This window comes from Alicyclobacillus sacchari, from assembly GCF_004366795.1.
GTDB lineage: Bacteria > Bacillota > Bacilli > Alicyclobacillales > Alicyclobacillaceae > Alicyclobacillus > Alicyclobacillus sacchari.
Window position 1 is genome coordinate 356,690 of record NZ_SORF01000001.1, and the last position, 21,362, is coordinate 378,051.

Below are 21,362 nucleotides of genomic sequence, written 5' to 3' on the forward strand. Positions count from 1 at the left end.
TCCTTCGCCAGAACTCACAAATGGCCGCTCAGGGTATTGGCAGGGTGATGCCACCGTCGATGCGAATGGTCTGCCCGCGAATCATCTCAGCTTCTGACGAACAGAGGAATAAGGCCAGATTCGCGATGTCGTCCGGCGTCACCATGCGGTGATACGGCATCTTCTCTTCCACTGCGGCCAACGTCTTGTCCATCTCCGGAAAATGACCGAGCGCATCCGTCAACACCGCCCCCGCCGAGATGGCGTTCACATTGATCCGCCTTGGCGCCAATTCGATGGCGAAATAACGGACAATGGACTCCAGAGCCGCTTTGCTCGATCCCACAGACACGTAATACGGAAATACGCGATCCGCCCCAAAGGACGACAAGGCCAGCATCGCACCACCTGTTTCCGGCATCAAATTCGCGGCCTGCTGCGCTCCGATGAGAAATGCCCGCGTGTTGACCTGCATCGTCCAATCCCAGCCCTTGGTGTCAACCTCCATGGCGAAGCGGTTGCGCCCGGAAGCCGCGTTATGGACGAAGACGTCGATCCGCCCAAAAACCTCGCGAATCTGTTCAAACATGGCGACGATCTTTTCCTCCTGCGCCATATTGGCGCGAACCAGCAAGGCCTTGCGCCCCAATGCCTCGACTTCAGCTGCCACCTCGCGGGCTTGATCCCCGTTTCGAAAATAGTTGATGACGACGTCTGCGCCCTCCTCCGCAAAGCGCACAGCAAGCCTGCGGCCAATCCCGCGCGAACTTCCCGTGACGCAGACGACTTGATTCTGATAACGATTGCCTGACGCTTGTCCCATTCTCAGTGCCTCCTGTAGCCGCGCTAGGGCCTAACTTCGTTCATCATAGCAAACTCCAACAGGCTTTAGCACCTGATTGTCATCGCAGCAAGTCCAACGACGTGGTATCATAGAATCAGTTCTATGACCAAGTCATAAATTCACCGGCAAGTTGGGCGCATTTGCGATCCAGCACGAGAGGAGAACATACATGGCGGAAAAGACGCGCATCGTCGTCACCGGAATGGGTGCCGTTACGCCATTCGGGGTCGGGGTAACCACGTTCTGGGATGGCATTGTAGGTGGCAAATCGGCCGTGCGGCAAACGGAAGACGAATATCTTCGCGGCTGGGCCCCCGTCGTCGCCGCAGCGCACGATTTCGATCCAGCGCTGTACCTTGATAAAAAGCAGGTTCAAAACAGTGACAGATTCACGCAAATGGGGCTTGTTGCCGCCATGGAAGCTATCCGTGACGCAGGTTTTGGCGAGAGCGGCGATTTCGGATCGTATGCCATGGATCGCATCGGCATATCCGTTGGCTGCGCATTCGGTGGCGTTCAGACTTTGGAAGACGGTGCCGCACGTTTGTCATCCGGGAGATCGTCACGCGTCGGTCCACGCCTTGTGCCCAAATCCATACCGAACGCTGCGGCGGCCAGCATCGCCATGCGCTATGGAATTCGCGGCCCGGTGATGACCTATTCGACCGCCTGTGCATCGTCGGCCAACGCCATTGGCGAGGCTAGCTATTGGTTGCGTTTAGGCGAGGTCGACATGGTGCTGGCAGGTGGCGCCGAATGTCTGTTCAGTCCGGCCATTTTAGCGGGACTGCGAGCGGCCGGGGCGCTTGCGACAGAAGGACCGGCGTCATTTGCCGCCTGGTCGCGTCCGTTTGACAAGGCGCGAACGGGTATGGTGATGGGCGAAGGTGCGGCGATGCTAGTGCTTGAGACGCTGGAGAGCGCACAGGCTCGCGGGGCTCATATTTACGCAGAGTTAACCGGTTATGGCTCGTCAAACGACGCCTATCATGAAACCTCACCCGATCCGACTGGCCGCGGCGCGAAGTTGGCCATGGAGCGCGCGCTTAAAAGCGCGGGGCTCAAACCAGATGACATTGACTATATCAACGCTCACGCGACGGCAACACCCGCTGGCGATCTCGCTGAATCCACCGCCTTGCGCGACATGTTCGGAGATCACATCGACGCCATTCCGGTGAGCTCCATCAAGGGTGCGGTTGGGCACATGCTTGGCACGGCTGGCGCGATCGAAAGTATCGCGTGTATTCAGGCCTTAGAGACCGGCATGCTCCCGCCGACGCTCAACTGCGATGACAAGGAAGATGTCGCGCCCCGCGACGTCGTTGCCAACGAGAGCCGCGCAGCCGACATTGCAACGGCACTGAGTTCGTCTTTCGGTTTCGGCGGCCAGAACGGTGTCCTTATCTGGCAGAAAACATCGTTCTAAACATCCCGTCACAAAACATACAAAATCCCCTATGGACGTTTTTGTATGTTCATGTTAAAATTCGGGATGAGAGATAAAAGGTACAGTGTGGAAAGAAAGAGCGGGGCGCGTGCCCCGCTCTTTCGCGTTTGTGAACCCTTTCTATAGCATCAGGTTTGCCCCATCCAGCCCGGCTCGGCGGCTCGTCGCCATGCGTCGCGGATGGCTTCGTACTCACTGGTCGGCAACGATCCCGCATCGACATAAGCCGCGTTCTGTTGCCACCGCCCCGGATTTTGCGTGCCGACAATCGCCGTAGATACCCCGGGGGTCGACAGGGTGAAACGAAGTGCAACCCCGACCGCCTCCGAAACGGGCAACTTGGTGAACGGAAATTGTAACTTCGTAAACCTCCGCCAGTACTCGACGTAGTAGTCGACTTCCGGCATCGTCTGATACTGCCACGCGACATTCGCGATTGGCCGTTTGGCGATCACGCCCATACCGCGCGCCACAGCCAGTGGTAAAACCTCATCGAGGACGCTTTGGTCCGCGACATTGATGGACGTCTGCAGACTATCAAAGACACCCAACTCTACCGCGGAACGAGCCGCCTCTCGATCCCCACTGTACCCCAAGAAACGAATCTTCCCCGCCTGCTTTGCCTTTTGCAATTCCTCAATTACGCTGCCCTCTTGGAGCACGTCGACGCCACAACTGTGGAGTTGCATCAAATCGACATAATCCGTCTTCAGCCGCTTCAGGCTGCGGTCGATGCTATCGCGAACGGTGCGTGGATCCCAATCGGGTGTAGACAAGCCCGACGCATGCCCGCACTTGCTGAATACAAAGTAATCTGAGCGACGATGCGACACCGCCTTGCCAATCAACTCTTCACTGTCGCCATAGCACGCTGCCGTGTCGATGACGTTCAGACCCGCATCAAGCGCACTGCCAAGCAACCGATCGACGGTCCCAACGTCGACGCCGCGGATTTCCGATCCGCCAAAACCCAAAGCGCTGACCTTCATGCCTGTCTTGCCAAATTCGCGATATTCCATGCCATCTGCCTCCTCAATACATTGCGAAGAACCTATTTTGCGCCAGACACGCAACGGCGCAACACATCAGCGAGTTCTCCCGGATGCCGAAGCTGCAGAGTGACGTCAGAGCGAGGCTGACCTATGTAGCGATCAATGTAAATGGTGTTCATACCAAGCTTGATCGCAGGGCGCATTTCGTTGCGATAGTGATCGCCAACGCTGACCGCCTGGGCAGGAGGAATGTCGTATGCCGTGAGCCAGCGCGTGAAGTGTTCGGCTGTCCGATACGGCTTGCGCGCCTGAAACACGTAGTCCTCCAAGACGTCTTCAAGCTCCAGTTTGCGCAAAATCGCGCGACTGTCCGGTTCCGGACTGTTGGTTGCCATCACGACGTGTCGGCCCTCTCTGCGCAAGGCCACCATCGCGTCCCGCAAACCAGCGAGCGGCATCATCGCAAACGCGCCTGCCATAAAGTCGCGCGTCCGCAAAAACGCCTTATCTCGATCCGTCACAGAGACGCCATGCCGAGCGGCCACCGCCTGCAGGACGCCCCAGGGATCGTCGACATGCAGGTGTTGTTCGCTCGGTTCATCCTCCAGGGCGACTGGTTCGCCCGTCGCCCGTGTAAACGCACGCCCATAAAACGCACCATCATCCTCCGCGATGCCCGCCCGCGCCTCGCGTAGGAACGCCGCACGCTGCTCTTCGCCGACAAAGGTCGCCAACTGTTGCAGATAATGCTCGAAATGCTCGGTCTCCGCGTACACGGTGCCATCGAGATCGAAAATAAACAACTTACAATTTGCCAACCGAGTGTATACGTCTTGGTTCATCCTGCAGAATCCCCTTTGCTTCTATGTCCCTCACCTGTCTGTATCGACTGACGTGTAGCGAAATGTGCCGACAAGCGACTGCAACCGCTCCGCCATTTGCGTCAATGTCGTACTGGAAGCCGTGATCTCCTCCATGGAAGCGAGTTGTTCCTCGGTCGAGGCGGCCACCGTCTGCATCCCGGCGTTGGTCATGCTGGAGACGCGCGTTAGCTCTTTGATACCGTCCTGCAGCTGCTGAGTACCACTCGAAATCCGGTCCATAAAACCGGATACCTCGCTGATATGATCCGTTACATTGTGCACGGACGCCTCAATGTCGGCAAACGACCTTTCGGTGCTGCGCACAATATCCATGCCTGCCGCCACTTCCTCGGTGGAAGCCGCCATTGACGCAACGACCACGTTGGTCTCAGACTGAATGGACTCGATCAAGCCCGCAATTTGCGTCGCCTGATCCGCCGACTGCTCCGCCAATTTGCGCACCTCATCGGCAACGACCGCAAAGCCGCGTCCGCTCTCGCCTGCCCTGGCCGCCTCGATCGCGGCGTTGAGCGAAAGTAGGTGGGTTTGCCGCGCGATGCGCGTCATCACGTCGACAATGGCGCCAATCTCGGCAGAGCGTTCGCCGAGCCCTTGCACGACGTCAGCCAACGACGCAACCGACTGCTGTATCGAAGCCATCTGCTCCATCGCCTTGCGAACCGATGAACCGCCCGCTGTAGCCAAGTCGGTGGCCGCCGCAACCGACTGCGAAACGGCGCGGAACCGATTGGCAATGTCCGCAATGCCCCCCGCAATGGCGGTGAAGACATCAGTGCTGCTCTCGATTCGTTCCTCCTGGCGCCCGACGCCCGCCGATACTTCTTGCACCGTCACGGCGATTTGTTCCGACGCCTTGCCTGTCTGTTCAGCGCTGGCTGCTAGTTCCTCGGCAGCCGCAGCAAGTTGCTCGGCGGCACTGCCGACCTCGCTCACCAAGCGATTCAGGTTTTCTGCCATCGCATTCATTTCATGTGCGAGCTGGCCGATTTCATCTCGGGATCGATGGCTGGAGCGCGCGGTCAAATTGCCCGCCGCAATATCCCGCAACACATCCATCACCCCGTGCAAAGGGCGGATTGCAAGTATTTGCACGAGCCACGTGATAATCAGGGCCGATACGATAATACTGATGGCGGTGTTGATATAGACCCCGTAATGCGTGTTTGGAAGGGCGCGGCGCACCAACCGATTGAGATAATTGGCGATGGGCGCACTGACGAGCAGGCTCAACACCACAATGAGGATGATCTTCGTCCGCAGACTGAAGGATACGAGCCACTGTCCTGACCTTTTTTGATCTCCTGGGACCGATTCATTGTCCATTCGGCACACTCCTCGCGAAATCACTTACGCATCCTCATCTTACTACAAATACCGCCCTTTCTCTGCAGCATGATGGGACAAGTTTCACGCCGAAAAAAACGGAGGCGTTGCCCTCCTCCCCTCATGACATTCATAATAGAAACGGCTTGACTGCGCCCTGTGCCAGATTCGGGGCGATGGGAGGTGTCTGGATGGGGTTCGACTACTGTTTCGTGTGCGGTGAGAACAATCCGCACGGCCTGCACATTCATTTTGAAAGGGACGGCGACGGGGTCGTCGGCTATTTTCAAACGGAACGGCATCACATGGGATGGCCCAACGTACAGCACGGCGGCATCACGAGCTCATTGCTCGACGAGGCCTCGGCATACGTGCCACTCAACCTCGGCCTCGTAACTGTGACCGCACAACTGAATATTTCATTTAAGAAACCTATCCGCGTAGGTGAACGCGTCCGGATCGAAGCTCACCCGACGAAGGTATCGTCGCGGCTATTGCTGGTCGAGGCGAGAATCACGGGAGAAGACGGCGAGGAAAAGGCGTCTTCGAACGCCAAAATGATTGTTCTGACGAAAGCACAGAAAGAAGAATTGGGGATTGGAGAGTTGTCATAATGGCAGCAAGGGACAATCGGGGCAGGCTCTTGATTTCATGCCCGGACAGACTGGGCATCGTCGCAGCCATAGGCCAGTTTCTCTCCGCGCATGGTGCGAATATTGCAGAATCCGCCCAGTATTCAACCGAACCGCAGGGCGGCGACTTTTTCATGCGGATCGAGTTCGAGCTGGATGACCTTGCCGGAAAGGAGGACAGGCTCTGCGAAGGCTTCGCGCAACTGGCGAACGACTACGGAATGCGTTGGCGCTATGCCCCGGCGCGTGCCAAAAAGCGCATGGCGATCTTTGTTTCACGGGAACTTCACTGCTTGCAGGAACTGCTGTGGGACTGGCAAGACGGTTTGCTCGACGCCGACGTCAGGATGGTCGTCAGCAATCATCCGGATGCCCGCCCGCTCGTCGAAAGCCTCGGCATCCCCTTCCACCACATCCCGGTGACGGCCGAGACCAAGGCACACGCGGAACAGCGGCAATTGGAATTGCTCGCCGACGACATTGACGTCATCGTACTGGCACGCTACATGCAAATCTTGAGTCCATCGTTTCTCGAACGGTTTCCGCAGCGGATCATCAATATCCACCACTCGTTCTTGCCAGCGTTTATTGGTCGCAATCCATACCAACGCGCGTATGATCGCGGTGTCAAACTGATTGGCGCAACGGCGCACTACGTGACCGAAGAATTGGACGAAGGCCCCATCATTGAGCAGGATGTGACGCGCGTAGATCATCGCTTTGACGCTTCCGACCTGCGCATTGCAGGGCGCCAAGTGGAGCGCGCAGTGCTCAGCCGCGCCGTCAAGTGGCATCTCGAAGACAAAGTCATTGTGCACGGCAACAAGACCATCGTCTTTGCCTGACGAGGGCCCTATGCCCAATCCCCGGGCACGTGTACGCTTCGGCCATTTGCCGAGAGGCATACGCTGAAGCGAAAGGAGGGGAATGCAGCATGGCACATCCGTTGTACCCTGTTGCGCGGCGCCTCGTGGGCCGTCACGTCATCGCCCATCACATCAATGGTCGATCATACCCTGGCATTTTACACAGCGTTTACGATCACGGCATTTACCTGATCCACGCAACGCCAGCGTCGTCCGACAAAGAAGCGTCATTCATCACCCTGAGCGAAACGCCGTCCGGCGATACCGTGGATCACGTCTATGCGCCTGCGAGCTATTTCGCCTTTGGCGCCTTAACCGGACTTACACTTGGTGCGCTGGCCCGCCCGTATTATGGGTATGGGTACGGCTATCCAGGGTATTGGTGGTAAGCACATCAACCATCGAATCCCTAAGGCATATCAAAACGCCGATCCCACTCAGCGGATCGGCGTTGCTTTTGCCTGCATATAGGCTTGTACCCGCCTTGCCACAGCCTTGACCAACAGCGAATGGCCGCCGAGATGGCTGCCGATGCGAATGTCGACGCCCGGATGTGCGTGAGCCCACGTTTCAACCCGCGTCGGCAACGTATCTGTGAGCCACCCGGAAAACCAGAGGAACGGCACGACAGCCACAGTCCGCACACCCTGCGTCCACATTTCGTCCAGCGCCTGTTCGAGTGACCGCCCGGTACCCGCGAGATAAGCCGTTTCGATCCGCCGCCGTGGAAACCGTTGTGCCACGTTCCTCACAACCTGCGCAAAGGCCTGTTGCGCCTTGAACTCGCGATTACCACGCCCAATGAGTACAATGGCGGAGTTACAGGGCGGTATATGCCATGTGGCCAAGGTTTGCCGAATGCGCAACGATGCGACATCGACAAACTCAGGCTCCTCACCAAACGGCTCCAACAAGCGGACAGGCACACCATGCAAATCATTCTCTGCTGCAGCAAACGCCCGTGGAATGTCTGTGTGCATATGGCCCGCGGCAAAGAGGAGAAGCGGCACCGCGACCACCTCATCCGCCCCTGCGGCCACGAGTTGACGCAGGGCATCCTCGATGGCCGGCGGTTCGATCTCGACAAACGCGCAAGTCAGCAGCGAGCTTCCAGCCGGCCGCAGGCACGCCGCCACGTGTCGTACAAACGTGAGCCACTCGATCATGCCATGGCGCCGCCGCGTTCCGTGCCCGATAAACAGCACACCGCGATTCACCGGTCTTACCTCCACTCTGACGCCAAGGCGTAAGGCAAACGATTGCCGGGGCGAGCATTCACCTGTAGCGTACGTGTCATGACAGGGACATCTCCAAGCAAGTCCGTGTAGAGCGGTGCAAGCGCGTTGGGATCGCCCACGATATGGACGGCGTCGGGATGCCCTTCGCGTACCCAGCCAGCAAGCACATCGGTCCACGTGTGACGAAGCGTCGAAGGTTCCATACTTCCATCAAAAAAGGGCTCCTTCAACCCGACAAACGTCCTGACTGGTCCGCCAAAGGCCTCCACAGCCGCACGGAGTTCCGCACGCACAGACGAATAAGGCAGGTCTTCCACCCACCAGGCATCGACGTTCGCACGCGCAATTTCGCCCAAACTTGTGAAGTCCGGCTCGATCCCGCAACGTCGCAGCTGTGCCGCCACCGCTTCATCGAGCGCGGCAAAACGCACACGTGAAAGACGGCGAAAATCGGTTTGCGATGCTTGAAGCGCCTGCCAAAAGGCACTCACAACGAGTGACGTTCGAAAGAGAATCCCGACCGCACTCCCATTCGCGGCGGCCACAGCGACTGCTTCCACTTGTTCTCGTTCTGGACGCCAGCGTTGCTCAAGCGTAGTCACGCACGTCTCCGCGCCTTCGCTTTCGAGTTGTTCGGCGACCGCCAGGGCTTCCGCATTCGTACCCGCAACGACAAGGATGCGCTGGCCAAAACGCGGCAGACGCTCGAACCAGTGCAGTCGCTCCTGTGACTGCACCACATCACCAACGACGATCACGGCTGGCGACGAAAGCGCCACCCGGCGCGCAAGCGCAGGGAGGCTAGCCAAAGTCCCCGTCACCGAACGCTGGCGCGATCGCGTCCCCCATTCAATCGCAGCTGCCGGCGTATTGGGCGAACGGCCCACAGCGATGATCTCATCCGTCAGCGCCGCGAGCTGACCGACCCCCATCAGAATGACCAAAGTACCATGTACATTCGCGGCGCCGCGGACATCTCCGAACGTACCGTCGGCACGGTGGCCTGTGACGACGGCAAATCCGGGTGCCGCATTGCGTAACGTCACCGGAATGCCCGCAAAGGCCGGCACAGCCACAGCGGATGAAATGCCGGGGACGACTTCCCAAGCGATGCCTCGCTCCTCGAGCCGCATCGCTTCTTCCGCACCGCGGCCGAAGACAAAAGGATCGCCGCCCTTGAGCCGAACGACAAACAGCCCGCGTTCTGCGAGCTGAATCAGCAGATCTTCAATCTCCTGTTGAGGCAATGTGTGGCATTTTGCTTCCTTGCCCGCATACATCAATGCCGCATCAGGCCGGGCATAGGCCAGAATGCGCGGCGAGACGAGCCGGTCAAAAACAATGGCGTCCGCCTCACCGAGCACCTGCCTGCCGCGCTCCGTAAGGAGCCCCGGATGACCTGGCCCGGCACCGACCAGCGCAACTTTCCCCGCTGCCATCACCGCGCACCTCCGCTCACGACATGTTATGAAACAGGGACAAACCGATCCTGCAATTGCTCAATTCCGACACGTTCACAATAATCGCCAAATGTTTCGGCCGGCTTGCGCTCATCGCGGTACGCCTGGAGCAGTGGATACAGTGTCGGCACAAGTTCGGCAAGCGGCACCATTTCGCGGAACACGCGGTTCGTGCGCGTCCCGACGAGGTTGGCACCAAGCAAAATGTCATACTTGCCGATCACGCGGCCGACAAACCCAATTTCCGCAATATATGGCCGCGCACAGCCGTTCGCGCAACCTGTCATGCGCACCGTGATGGGCTCATCCTGCAATCCAAGCTCCTGCAATGCCTTTTCGAAGTCAGCGATGACGCCAGGCAACACACGTTCCGACTCTGCAATGGCCAAACCGCAAGTCGGCAACGCCGGGCAGGCCATCGAACGCACCTTCACAGGCGTATACGACGAAGCCAACTTCACGCCCGCTTCCTCAAGTTTCGCAGTAACTTCAGTCGCCTGTTCACGCGTGAGGTCCGTCAATATCAAGTTTTGCTGCGTCGTCAAGCGGACACCGGGCCGGTACGCCATCATAATCTCCCGCAAGACAGATTTGAGCGCCATGCCGGGCTTGTCAGCAATGCGGCCATTTTCGATGAACAATCCCAGGTGCACCTTATCACCTTGTACCATCTCGCCCAGGTGATCGTCCGCCGAGTGCCACACGAGTTCACGTGGTTCGTCAAGGGGATAGCCAAGCCGCTTTTCCGCCTCCCCGCGGAACCAAGGAATGCCACGTTCCAGTACAAGGTACTTCATTCGCGCAAATTTCCGATTTTCACGATTGCCAAAATCGCGTTGAATGGAAATCACAGTGCGGCACACATCGATAAGCTTATCCGGTGTCACAAAACAAAACGGTTTTGCCAAATGCGGCGCCGTTTGCTTGTCGCTTGCGGTGCGACCCATGCCCCCACCGATGACAAGCGTATAGCCGGCAACTTGATCGCCATTTCGATGTGCGATGAGGCCGATATCATTGGAGTAAATATCGGCGCAGTTATCGCCTTCATACGCAAAGGCAATCTTGAACTTACGCGGCAAATACGTTTCGCCGTAAAGGGTCTCGCGCTCGCGATCGACTTCGGGATCGACCCGTTCACCATCGAGCCAAATTTCGTGATAGGCATTGGTCTTGGCCGATACCGAATCGACCAACGCCAGGATATCTCGACGCACAGCATCGTAAAATGGCCCTTCGTGAGGGAAGGCACATCCAACCGTGTTGCGAACCTGGTCACCGCACCCGCCAAGCGTTGTGATCAGCACATCGTTAATGGCGCGAATCGTGGCTTTCAGGTTCCCCTTGAGCACGCCATGCAACTGGAACGTCTGCCGCGTGGTAATGCGCATCGTGCCGTTGCCATACTCGTCAGAGAGCCTGTCAAATTGCAGATATTGATCTGCGTTCAGGACACCGCCCGGGATCCGAGCGCGGATCATCATCGTGTAATGACGCTCTTTGCCCTCTTTGGTCAATTGCTTGCGCAAGTCGCGGTCATCTTGCTGATAGGTACCATGGAATTTCAATACCTGGATATTCTCTTCGCTGAAGTGGCTGGAGCCGTCCTCCAGCGCTTCTTGGATGGAACCGCGCAAAAAACGACTATCGCGTTTGATATGCTCAATTTTTGAAAGCTTCCGTTCCTGCTCCACGCTGCGACCTCGCCTCACTTTCGACTCAACTCGGGTATCACGCGCTCGGATGCAAACCGCACTCGGTCTTGTTGAAGCCTGCCCAACGGCCGCTGCGCGGATCTTCTCCTGGCTTAACCGGACGCGTGCAGTGGAGGCAACCGATGCTTGGATAGTTTTGATCGTGCAACGGATTGTATGGTACCTCATGTTGCTTGATGTAGCGCCAAACCTGCCCTTCTGTCCAACGAACAAGTGGGTTGACCTTAATCAGATTGAATTTGCCGTCCCACTCGAACACCTTGGCGTTCGCGCGTGTCGGCGCTTGCTCGCGGCGAATGCCGGTAATCCAGCCGTCGTACTCTTTCAACACATTGGTCAAGGGCTGCACCTTGCGAATGTTGCAGCACTGGTTCGGATCGCGCCCCCAAAGGGCTTCCCCGTACTGTTCCTCCTGTTGTTCCAGTGTGAGCGCCGGCAATACTTGCCGCAGATTGGGGATTCCGTACTTTTCAATGGCGCGATCGCGCAGGTCATATGTCTCTTGGAAGAGCACGTTCGTATCGAGGTAGAACACGTTCGCCTCTGGATCGATGTTCATCAGCATATCCAGAAGGACCATATCCTCCGCACCAAACGAGCACGCAAACGTGAGATTGGGCACACGCTTGAGCGCCTCTTCTATGATTTTCTCTGGACTCGCTTCTTCAAATTCATCAGCAAGCCGTTCAATCCAACCAAGTTCCTTCTCGGTCGTGGACATGCGCCTTTCACCTCATATTCCGATAAACATATCTGGAATTAATCCTAGTGTAACTGTAAACTTGTATAACGAGAAAGTCAACGTGAAATCGGAGCGGATCGGCAAAGGAGAGATGGTTGTGCTATATCCAGTGTGGCTGAAAGTTACGCAGGCCAAATGCCTCGTGGTGGGCGGCGGACAGATCGCGCTGCGGCGGGCGACGACGCTCCTGAGCTGCGGTGCGCACGTCGTGGTCGTAAGTCCAGAACTGTGTCCCGAACTGGCAGCCATGCATGAATGCGGCGACATTGCGTATATCCCCGCCCGCTATGATCCATCGCACGTGACCGACAGCAAACTGGTCATCGCGGCAACGGACAGCCGCGACGTGAATGCTGCGATAGGACGCGACGCCCGGAAACAGGGCATCCTTTGCAACATGGCAGACAGCCAAGCGGAAAGTGACTTTTTCTTGCCGAGTGTCGTCGCCTGCGGCTCTGTACAAGTGGCCATTTCCACAGGCGGCTCCTCGCCTGCGACCGCCAAGGCGTTGCGCCTGGCGCTTGCGGCCGATATGGAAGACGGCGGCAACCGCTTTGTGTCCATGCTACGGTCCTTGCCCGACTCGCTTTCACGTTGATCGTCCCGACATCGTATGTACAGGTCTGGCTGGCTGTTCACACCTCTTGACTCGATGGCATCCGAAACTGGCGCTGTTGGGCTTACGTGATCGATCTCGCCTGACCCATTGCCATCTGACAACGCAAACAAGGGGCGTCTGACCGCCCATCGAGGTCGGTGCGACGCCCCTTCATGTGCACATGATGGCTGGATATTGCGCTATTCGGGGCGCGGCGTGAGCGTGCGCCGCACCACGACCGCGCGACGCGTACGGCTGTTCGCAAGAGCCCGCTGCTCCCCATCATCCGCCGGCTGGCCCTGTTGGGTCGCTGGAGCCAGCCGCTTGGCATTGCGTAAAAAGAGCGACAAGATCAGCGCAAAGAGCGAAATGCCGGCTGCGACCAAATAGGCGTCGTCGACACCTTGAACAGACGCAACGATCTGTGCTTGTCCATACATAAGATACGTCACAATCTCGTGCGCGACCGCCAAAGGCTGCGACATCATGCGTGCCAACATGGCTGTCAACTCGGACATGGTCGCCGACAGCTGCGGATTCGTGGTGAGAACACTGTTGACCAATTGGTTATAATGCATGTTCGAACGATCCGTCATCACGGTAATCAGGAGTGATGTGCCGAGTGACCCGGCGATGGTTCGCACGGTATTCGCCGCTGCGGTGCCGTGGCTGTTGAACTGCCGCGGCAAATGATTGAGACCGGATGTCATGATGGTCATCATGATAAATCCCATGCCAAACATGCGAATGGTGTAAACCCACATAATGTGGCGCAGCGGCGTATCCGACGTCAAGTGCCCTAAGTCCCACGTCGTGATCACCGTGATGATAAGGCCGATGATCGCTAGTGGCCGAATGCCAATTTTGTCGAGGAGGGCACCCGATATAGGCGACATCACGCCCATAAGGATGGCTCCGGGCAGCAGGATCAGGCCCGAATCGAGCGCCGAGTAGCCACGAATGTTTTGCACGTACATCGGCGTGAGCAGCGCGCCGCCAAACATCGCCATGTTGACCACGCAGCTGACACCTGCCGCGATCGAAAAGCCAGGGTAGCGAAAGACGCGAAGGTTAAGAAGCGGATGATCCGATGTCAACTCCCGGGCCACGAAGACAATCAGAAATACGACCCCGACGGCGATGCTGCCAAGCACCTCGCCTGCGTGCCACCCTTTGTTCCCCGCTTCGCTAAAGCCGTAGAGCAGAGCCCCAAGTCCGATTGTCGACGCGACGAAACTGACGCCTTCGAACTTTGGAAACGTTCGCTCGGTCACGTTCTTGAGAAAAATAGACGCCACGATGATGTCGATCACGGCGACCGGAATCACAATGTAGAACAGAACGCGCCAGGAAAATTGTTGAATGATCCACCCGGACAACGTGGGACCGACGGCCGGGGCAAAAAACATGGCGATCCCGATCGTGCCCATCGCCTTGCCTCGTGTTTCCGGTGGATACAGGTTCAAAATCACCGTCATCATCAACGGCATCATGATACCGGCACCCGCTGCCTGAACGATACGGCCAATCAGCATGACCGGAAAATCCGGGGCCGCAGCACAAAAGAGCGTGCCGATGCCAAAGCAGAACATGGCCCCGAGAAACAGCTGCCTCGTCGTGAAGGTGCCAATCAGAAACGCGGTCAGGGGAATGACGATACCATTGGTCAACATGTAGCCTGTCGACAGCCATTGAATGGTGCTCGCCGAGACGTTGAACTCTGTCATGAGTTTAGGCACTGCGACGTTTAGCAAAGTTTGGTTAAGGATTGCGGCAAACGCCCCCAAAATCAACGAAATGAGAATCGGGGCTTTGTGTGCAATCGGCTCGCCTGTCGGGCCGCCTGGCCCTGGGGCCTTCGGTGCGGCGACCTGCTTTGGGGCGTCGTTCTCCACACTCACGGCTGCCCCTCCTCACTTATGAATGCGCACGGTCGCACTCATGCCTGGCGCCAACTGCCCAGTGTACGTCTGCAAGCGGATCGTCACCGGAATGACCTGTGTCACCTTGGTGAAATTTGCGTTTGTGTTCGTCTGCGGGAGCAGCGAAAACGTCGAAGCGGTAGCTAAACCGATTTGCTGGACCACACCAGAGAACGATGTTCCCGGATAAGCGTCGACATACACATCGACCGCCTGCCCCACGTGGACATCATTGATCTGTGTCTCCTTGATGTTAGCGGTGACCCACAGGTTGTTCAGATTGTACGCGTAAGCAAGCGGCGTGCCCGCCGCGACAAACTCCCGATCCACCGCCGAGTTCTGCACAATGGTCGACGTCTGTGGCGCCGTGATGTTCACTGTCGCGGTACGCGTACCAGATGGCACCGAAATCGTTCCGATCACGTCGCCCGTGGCAAACTGTGTGCCTTCTGTACCATTCCACGACGACAACTGACCGCTGGCTGGCGCCGCAATGACGATCTGTTGGCCCGTTACTTGGGCATCGTCGGTGCGCAGGTACTGGGTGGATTGGTGATAAAAGTAGTACCCGACGAAACCAGCGGCGACGACGACCACGATGATGATGACTTGGATTAAAAGCAATCGCTTCGCGTTCACCCAAGATGCCTCCTCGTTTCCATGCTCTCAAGGCTAGGGTGTCCAAACGATACGAAAATTGATCGGCCGCTAAAACGAATTCGCTCTAGAACAATATGGAATGCAAAACCCACGGCGAATCGCCGTGGGTTTGTTGTGTAGCACCGGCCAAAAGCAGCAGTTGCTGCCGTCAGGCTGCGCCAAACTCCTTGATTGTCTCGTGGATTCTGTCGACCGCCGTCTCGACCTCGGCTTGACTGACGTCTTTGTGCGTCACAAAGCGTACGGTGCGAGGGCCGAAAGCGGTAGCCAACACGCCGTTTTTGGCGAGCTCCGCAATGAACGCATCGGCCGTCGTGTGCGCATCGGTGAGCTCAGCAAGGACAATATTCGTTTGAACTGTATCCAACTTGACCGCGATCCCTTGCATATTGGCGAGTCGCTCCGCCAACAACTTCGCATTCGCATGATCTTCCGCCAGGCGTTCCACCATATTCGTCAAAGCCCAGATGCAAGGTGCAGCCAATACACCCGCCTGCCGCAACCCACCGCCAAGGCGCTTTCGCCAGACCCGAGCGCGATCGATCATGCTCCACGAACCGACCACAACCGACCCAACAGGTGCGCCCAACCCTTTGGACAAACAGAACTGCAACGAATCGACGTGGCTGGCCCACGTTCGTTCATCAATTCCGGACGCGACAACCGCGTTCCAGATACGCGCACCATCCATATGCAGCGGCACCCCTGCCTCGCGCGCAACGCTCGCCGTCGCCTGCAGAATCTCGATTGGCAACACCGTGCCTCCTGCCCGATTATGCGTGTTCTCGACGCAGATGAGTCCTGTCCTAGGTTGATGAATGTCGCGGGGACGGATGGCCCTGCGCACCTCCTCCGGATCCATGGCCCCCATGCGTCCGGCGATGGGCCGTGCCTGCGCCCCTGCGATCACGCTGATCCCTGCGACCTCATAGTAAAATACGTGCGATTCGGCCTCGACAATGACCTCATCACCGCGTTCCGCCCATGCGGCAATGGCGACCTGGTTGCCTTGTGTGCCACTTGTGACAAACAGGGCCGCTTCCTTTCCGAATATGTCTGCGGCCAATTCTTCCAGCCTGCGAACCGTCGGGTCTTCTCCGTATACGTCATCGCCCACCTCGGCCTTGGCCATGAGCCGGCGCATCTGCTCGGTAGGCTGTGTCACCGTGTCGCTCCGCAAATCGATTCGCTTTCCCATCCTCACATCACTCCGTATTGATCTTGTTCCCTTGATCAGTGACTCTGCTCCGGCAACGTGTAAGCCGACGAAGATTTCCAATTTGCTGGGATCGCCGTACTCGTCCAGCCGCTCTTTGGCATGAACGGTTCGTGGTGTTCATTGAAGTAAGCATCGAGCATCTGCCGAGCGATGACGGCTGAAAACTGAGCGCCATAACCACCGCCTGGAGCCATCACGGCAATGGCGACTTGCGGATCATCGAGTGGCGCATAGCATATAAACACCGAGTTGTCGGTCGGCTTACCGCCCAGATAAATCTGCGCCGTGCCCGTCTTTCCGGCCACCTGGTATGGTGCACCAGCAAATGCAGAATACGCTGTTCCACTTGGGTTGGACGTCACACCATACATGCCCTGCTTAACCAAGTTCCACTGCCAACTGGCCGCCTGCACTTTCCCCTGAACTTGCGGTTTTACCGACTGCAATGGCTTCGCCCCAGAACTCGGCGTGCCGTTTTCCGTAAAGACGTTTTCGAGCAAATGCGGCTTCAAGCGCAGCCCCTGATCCGCCAACGTCATCGCGTACTCCGCAAGCTGCATGGGCGTGAACTGCTGCGACTGGCCGATGGCGGCGTCTGCCAAGCTGGCTGGCGATCCGTAGTTGACATACTTCCCGGTCTTCGCCACCGAAGCCTCACTTGCCTTCAGGTTGTACGGCACTTGACTATTTCCCTGTGTATAGTCCTCGACATAGAACCGTCCAGCTGCTTCATATGGCAAGTCTACGCCTGTCGGATAGCCGAGCCCAAAGTCGACCTCACCCTGAAACAGTTGATTGATACCTTTTGCGAAGTCGGTGTTGAGATAGTTTTGGAAGCTGCCAGCAGTCGGAGGATAGCCGCCGCCGCTCGACGTGCTGCTGCCAAACCATTGACCCAGCCATAGACCCACTTGATAAAAGAACACGTCACTGGATACGGTGATGGCCTCAATCGGATTGACACCGCCAAAAGCAAAACCTTCGTCTTCATTTTTCCGGGACGTACCAATGTAGATATAGCCATCGTCTTCGATGATGGTATTCGGCTTGACCACGCCAGCCTTCAGGGCTGTGATGAGATTGGCCGGCTTCACCGTCGATCCCGGATAATTGTACATCCCGATAGCATTGTTCATCTGAGCGCCGGAGGTGCTCAAGTAATTCGCATGTTGACCAAGCGTACCGGTCGTATACCAATTCGGGTCCAGGTACGGATAGCTGACCATCGCAATCACGCCGCCCGTTTTCACATTCAGCATCACGGCGGCCGCATTCTCGACATTGTTCTTATTGCTGTTGCTATTGATCATGTTTTGCATGATCATTTGCGCTTCTGCTTGTTCATGGCCATCAAGGGTCAATTGAATGTTGTCGCCGTCTTGTGGTGCAATTTCCCCGACGCTGCCAATGGCATTTCCAGCGCTGTTGATAGCAACCAATTCGTAGCCAGGCTTGCCCTGTAAAATCGATTCATACTCCTGCTCGATACCTGTTTCGCCGACCTTTTGGCTATATAGATATCCTTTGTACTGATTCACGTTTTCCGCCGTGATCGCACCTACATAGCCGAGAACCTGACCAGCGAGATCGCCATTCGGGTACTGCCGCTGATATTCCTGAATGACCTGTACGCCAGGAAGCTGCGACTGGTGCTCCACGACAAACGCAACCTGCGCGTCGGTCACGTTGTTCGCGAGCGTCACCTGAATCGTACCCGTGTCGCTGTTCATCGTTTGATACAGGTTCGCCGCCGTCGTTTGTAACACAGGTGCCAACACGCGCGCCACCTGATGGTACGTCGCGTCACTGACGGTGGAATAGCGATTGAGCACGATGCTCATCGTGGGTTTGTCCCATGCGAGCACCTGCCCATTGGCATCGTAGATCCAGCCGCGCTGTGGCAATATGGGGATTCTCGCCATTTGTGTCGTCAATTCCGCCTGGCGGAACGATTGTCCTTTCGCGACTTGTACGTACCCTGCACGTAGCACGAGCGATGTGAATGACAAAAACACGATCCCGTAGACCACGTTCGTTCGAAACGCGCGGCGCCGGCGCCGCTTCTCTTCGTCCGTCAGCTGTTCTTGTTTATCCTTCCATTTTCTCATTGCACAACCCCAACGCTGAATAATGTATCATCTCGCGCAACTATGGACAGCAAAGCCGAGCAACAGAGGTGCACTTGGACATATAATAAGACTGACAGAGCAACACATCCCACTTTCTTGTCGACGCCTAACGACTAGATTACCATAAATGAAAACAGACAGACGGGGAATGAAGGGGACTGGTCTATGTTTTCAGATTATGCACAGACCTGGCTATCCATCCTCCAGACACTGCACTGGCACGCTGTGATTCCCGCCGTGGTGGCAGCCGTTTGGACCTTTATCTTCTTGCGTACCATACCTGACTTGGTCCGCACGCCGCGCCTCAAACAAGTGCGGGGTACTGACGAAGAGCGTTGGACGGCGAAGCACGACCTTGGCAAAGTCAGCGTGATCGTGGCGGCTCGGGATGAAGCCGAGCGAATTCGGCAAACGGTCGAATCGCTGACGGCACAGACCTATCCGAATATGGAGATCATTTTGGTCGATGATCGATCCAGCGACGGGACAGGAGCAGAAATTGATCACCAGGCCGCGCTGGCGGAAAACGTAGTGCCTGTCCACATTATGGAACTGCCGCGCGGGTGGCTCGGCAAGAACCATGCGCTATATGTCGGATCGAGACAGGCCAGTGGCGATTGGCTCTTGTTCGCGGATGCAGATGTGTATTTCTATCCAGATGCCATCGAACGCGCCATGCAGTATGTACATACGCACAAGCTTCAGCATTTGACCGTCGCCCCGCGCTTGATTGCTACGGGCTACTGGCTGCGCATGCTGACCGCCATGTACATCTTCAACTACGTTCTCTTCAAGCGCCCACAGAGCGCGTATCGCAGGCGCGCACGGGCGCATGCGGGAATTGGAGCATTCAACCTGGTTGCACGCCGCGCATATGAGGAGAGTGGCACGCACCAGGCAATTGCGTTGCGCCCTGACGACGATTTGTATCTCGGCAAGCAAATCAAACAACACGGCTTCCGGCAACGGTTTGTCGTCGCGCAACAATGTATTGAGATTGAATGGTACCCAGATTTATCGTCGATGATAGTGGGAATGGAAAAAGCGCCGCTTCCAGCCTTTCGCTATTCGGCGCTGTTGCTCTGTCTGAGCATGGTCTTGATGATGGCGTTATACAGCGTGCCGTTTGTCGGGGCGGTTGTAGGACCTGGTTGGTACCGTCTGTTGTATGGCTATGCGTTGCTCCTCATGTGCATCCTGTACGAATTGCATGCGGCCTTTTTAAAGCTGCCGAAGCACCAGTTTCTCATTTTGCCTGTCGGAATGCTTCTTTACAGCTATGCGTTTATCCGATCCGCAGTTCTGGCCGTTCGCCGAGGCGGTCTGATGTGGCGCGACACATTCTACACGCTGCGCGAACTCCGCCGGGGCCTGTGACCCCATACGAAGAGCCCGCCTCGTCACAGCATCGCCTATTATGCAAAACAAGGTGCGCCCCAAGCGGCACACCTTGTTTTGCATGGTATCGCGAAAAATCAATGCGTGATGTAACGACGAGCTCCGATGTACTTGGGTCCCCAGTAGGAATTGAACACGCTGTCGATGGACACGCCCATGTCCTGAGAGTCAATCATCAGCCCATTGCCAATATAAATACCGACGTGAGACGCTCCTGGCGCATACGTGCTAAAGAAGACCAAATCACCCGGCTGCAGATCGTTTTGACTCACAGGCACACCGGCCGCAAATTGTTCTTCCGAAGTGCGGCTGATATAGACGCCAAAATGAGCAAACACGTATTGTGTAAATCCTGAGCAGTCGAATCCGCTGGGCGATGTCCCTCCCCACACATACGGCGTACCGAGAAACTGCTCCGCATAGCCAATAATGGAGTTCGGATCCGCTGGTACCAATGCTGCCTGTTGCTGCTGAACATATTGAGGGTTGCTCTCCTGCTGCTCAGCAGCCTGCGTTGCAGCCTGAATTGCCTGAATATCCGACTGGGTCAACTGAATTTGACTCTCGAGAAGCCCCTGCTGTTTCTTCCCACTTTGGATGTCAGCCTCAACGACGGCTAAATTGCGCTGCTTCTCACCTTTGAGAGCCTCGTCTGTCGCCTGCAAGGCCTGTAACTGAGCCTCAACCTGCGCAACTTGATTTTCTGAGGCTTTGACTTCGTCTTGTTTCTGAACGATGGCTTGCTGAAGGGTCTTTACAGACTGCACAACTTGATTCTGGGTCTTCGATACGACAGATAAATCATAGAGGCGAGAGAGAAAGTCCGTAAAACTCGTGGCATTAAATAGAACCTCTAAGTATGAAACATTGCCATCCTCGTATTCACTGCGGACGATCTGGGCGAGCTCATTTTGATCCGTTTCCAGCTCTTGTTGATTCTGCGCCAACTGAATACCCAGTTGATGCTCCTGCGCCCGCAACGATGCCATGCGCGCATGATTCGTCTCAATCTGCAATTCTACGGTATGTATCGAATTATCAAAGGTGGCGATGGCATTTTTAAGGGCTAATTCCTTGACTGCGTCCGACTGAACCTGTTGTTCCACGCTGCTCTTTTCACTTTGCAACTGCGACAGCTTTTGCTGATCTTCAGCCAGTGAATTCGCATATGCAGCCCTCGGAAACAACGCAAACGACAACGCAACAATTGCAGAGACACCCAACATCCATTTTGACTTATTCTGCATATTCGCTCCTCACTGCCAACATGGTGATAGAATTCTATGACGGCCGTCACCGGCGCAATTCCAA

Annotated in this window: 19 protein-coding genes; 6 read left to right on the plus strand and 13 right to left on the minus strand. The window is 56.6% G+C overall.

Annotation, left to right across the window (positions count from 1 at the left end; genetic code table 11):
* Nucleotides 1–28: 28 nt before the first annotated feature.
* A complete protein-coding gene (gene fabL, locus C7445_RS01695) occupies nucleotides 29–802 on the minus strand; it encodes an enoyl-[acyl-carrier-protein] reductase FabL (protein WP_134158295.1) in 774 nt (257 codons plus the stop codon).
* A gap of 190 nt (nucleotides 803–992) precedes the next feature.
* Between fabL and C7445_RS01700 the strand changes: the two genes are divergently transcribed.
* On the plus strand, nucleotides 993–2,252 hold the full coding sequence (locus C7445_RS01700) for a beta-ketoacyl-[acyl-carrier-protein] synthase family protein (protein ID WP_134158296.1): 1,260 nt from the start codon (nucleotides 993–995) through the stop codon (nucleotides 2,250–2,252).
* 149 nt (nucleotides 2,253–2,401) lie between these two features.
* On the opposite strand, the gene C7445_RS01705 is transcribed toward C7445_RS01700, so the two are convergent.
* From C7445_RS01705 to C7445_RS01715, 3 genes are read right to left on the minus strand one after another with little or no spacing between them, the layout of a single operon-like run.
* Entirely contained in the window at nucleotides 2,402–3,292 is an 891-nt protein-coding gene (locus C7445_RS01705) for an aldo/keto reductase (RefSeq protein ID WP_134158297.1), read from the minus strand.
* 32 nt (nucleotides 3,293–3,324) lie between these two features.
* Nucleotides 3,325–4,107: an HAD family hydrolase gene (locus tag C7445_RS01710; RefSeq protein WP_134158298.1), complete on the minus strand. Its 783-nt coding sequence runs from the start codon at nucleotides 4,105–4,107 to the stop codon at nucleotides 3,325–3,327.
* Between the two features lie 30 nt (nucleotides 4,108–4,137).
* A complete protein-coding gene (locus C7445_RS01715; RefSeq protein WP_134158299.1) occupies nucleotides 4,138–5,472 on the minus strand; it encodes a methyl-accepting chemotaxis protein in 1,335 nt (444 codons plus the stop codon).
* Nucleotides 5,473–5,663: 191 nt separating this feature from the next.
* Between C7445_RS01715 and C7445_RS01720 the strand changes: the two genes are divergently transcribed.
* The 3 genes from C7445_RS01720 (at nucleotide 5,664) to C7445_RS01730 (ending at nucleotide 7,359) form a co-directional block, all read left to right on the plus strand.
* Nucleotides 5,664–6,086 (plus strand): PaaI family thioesterase, encoded by a 423-nt coding sequence (locus tag C7445_RS01720; protein WP_134158300.1) that lies wholly within the window; start codon nucleotides 5,664–5,666, stop codon nucleotides 6,084–6,086.
* Complete coding sequence (purU, locus tag C7445_RS01725) at nucleotides 6,086–6,949, plus strand: formyltetrahydrofolate deformylase (RefSeq protein ID WP_134158301.1); 864 nt, start codon at nucleotides 6,086–6,088, stop codon at nucleotides 6,947–6,949. The genes C7445_RS01720 and purU overlap by 1 nt, the downstream gene beginning before the upstream one ends.
* Before the next feature lie 89 nt (nucleotides 6,950–7,038).
* Entirely contained in the window at nucleotides 7,039–7,359 is a 321-nt protein-coding gene (locus C7445_RS01730) for a hypothetical protein (RefSeq protein WP_134158302.1), read from the plus strand.
* Nucleotides 7,360–7,407: 48 nt separating this feature from the next.
* Here C7445_RS01730 and C7445_RS01735 read toward each other — a convergent pair whose 3' ends face one another.
* From C7445_RS01735 to C7445_RS01750, 4 genes are read right to left on the minus strand one after another with little or no spacing between them, the layout of a single operon-like run.
* Complete coding sequence (locus C7445_RS01735) at nucleotides 7,408–8,187, minus strand: sirohydrochlorin chelatase (protein ID WP_134158303.1); 780 nt, start codon at nucleotides 8,185–8,187, stop codon at nucleotides 7,408–7,410.
* Nucleotides 8,188–8,192: 5 nt separating this feature from the next.
* Nucleotides 8,193–9,647, minus strand: a complete 1,455-nt coding sequence (cobA, locus tag C7445_RS01740) for a uroporphyrinogen-III C-methyltransferase (RefSeq protein WP_134158304.1) — start codon at nucleotides 9,645–9,647, stop codon at nucleotides 8,193–8,195.
* Between the two features lie 26 nt (nucleotides 9,648–9,673).
* On the minus strand, nucleotides 9,674–11,362 hold the full coding sequence (locus C7445_RS01745; RefSeq protein WP_134158305.1) for an NADPH-dependent assimilatory sulfite reductase hemoprotein subunit: 1,689 nt from the start codon (nucleotides 11,360–11,362) through the stop codon (nucleotides 9,674–9,676).
* Between the two features lie 37 nt (nucleotides 11,363–11,399).
* Nucleotides 11,400–12,104 (minus strand): phosphoadenylyl-sulfate reductase, encoded by a 705-nt coding sequence (locus tag C7445_RS01750; protein ID WP_134158306.1) that lies wholly within the window; start codon nucleotides 12,102–12,104, stop codon nucleotides 11,400–11,402.
* A gap of 82 nt (nucleotides 12,105–12,186) precedes the next feature.
* Here C7445_RS01750 and C7445_RS01755 point away from each other — a divergent pair, with 82 nt between their 5' ends.
* Nucleotides 12,187–12,723 carry a precorrin-2 dehydrogenase/sirohydrochlorin ferrochelatase family protein gene (locus tag C7445_RS01755; protein WP_166668943.1) on the plus strand — a complete coding sequence of 179 codons (537 nt, stop codon included), beginning with the start codon at nucleotides 12,187–12,189 and terminating at the stop codon, nucleotides 12,721–12,723.
* 200 nt (nucleotides 12,724–12,923) lie between these two features.
* On the opposite strand, the gene C7445_RS01760 is transcribed toward C7445_RS01755, so the two are convergent.
* From C7445_RS01760 to C7445_RS01775, 4 genes are all read right to left on the minus strand, one after another.
* Nucleotides 12,924–14,624, minus strand: a complete 1,701-nt coding sequence (locus tag C7445_RS01760) for a DHA2 family efflux MFS transporter permease subunit (RefSeq protein ID WP_134158308.1) — start codon at nucleotides 14,622–14,624, stop codon at nucleotides 12,924–12,926.
* Nucleotides 14,625–14,636: 12 nt separating this feature from the next.
* Nucleotides 14,637–15,284 (minus strand): HlyD family secretion protein, encoded by a 648-nt coding sequence (locus C7445_RS01765; RefSeq protein ID WP_134158309.1) that lies wholly within the window; start codon nucleotides 15,282–15,284, stop codon nucleotides 14,637–14,639.
* A 169-nt stretch (nucleotides 15,285–15,453) separates the two neighbouring features.
* A complete protein-coding gene (gene ltaE / locus C7445_RS01770) occupies nucleotides 15,454–16,503 on the minus strand; it encodes a low-specificity L-threonine aldolase (protein WP_134158310.1) in 1,050 nt (349 codons plus the stop codon).
* A gap of 35 nt (nucleotides 16,504–16,538) precedes the next feature.
* Entirely contained in the window at nucleotides 16,539–18,632 is a 2,094-nt protein-coding gene (locus C7445_RS01775; protein WP_134158311.1) for a peptidoglycan D,D-transpeptidase FtsI family protein, read from the minus strand.
* Between the two features lie 186 nt (nucleotides 18,633–18,818).
* Here C7445_RS01775 and C7445_RS01780 point away from each other — a divergent pair, with 186 nt between their 5' ends.
* Nucleotides 18,819–20,030, plus strand: coding sequence for a glycosyltransferase family 2 protein (locus tag C7445_RS01780; protein WP_134158312.1), 1,212 nt, complete (start codon nucleotides 18,819–18,821; stop codon nucleotides 20,028–20,030).
* Nucleotides 20,031–20,128: 98 nt separating this feature from the next.
* Here C7445_RS01780 and C7445_RS01785 read toward each other — a convergent pair whose 3' ends face one another.
* Nucleotides 20,129–21,298 carry a C40 family peptidase gene (locus C7445_RS01785; RefSeq protein WP_134158313.1) on the minus strand — a complete coding sequence of 390 codons (1,170 nt, stop codon included), beginning with the start codon at nucleotides 21,296–21,298 and terminating at the stop codon, nucleotides 20,129–20,131.
* Between the last annotated feature and the right edge of the window lie 64 nt (nucleotides 21,299–21,362).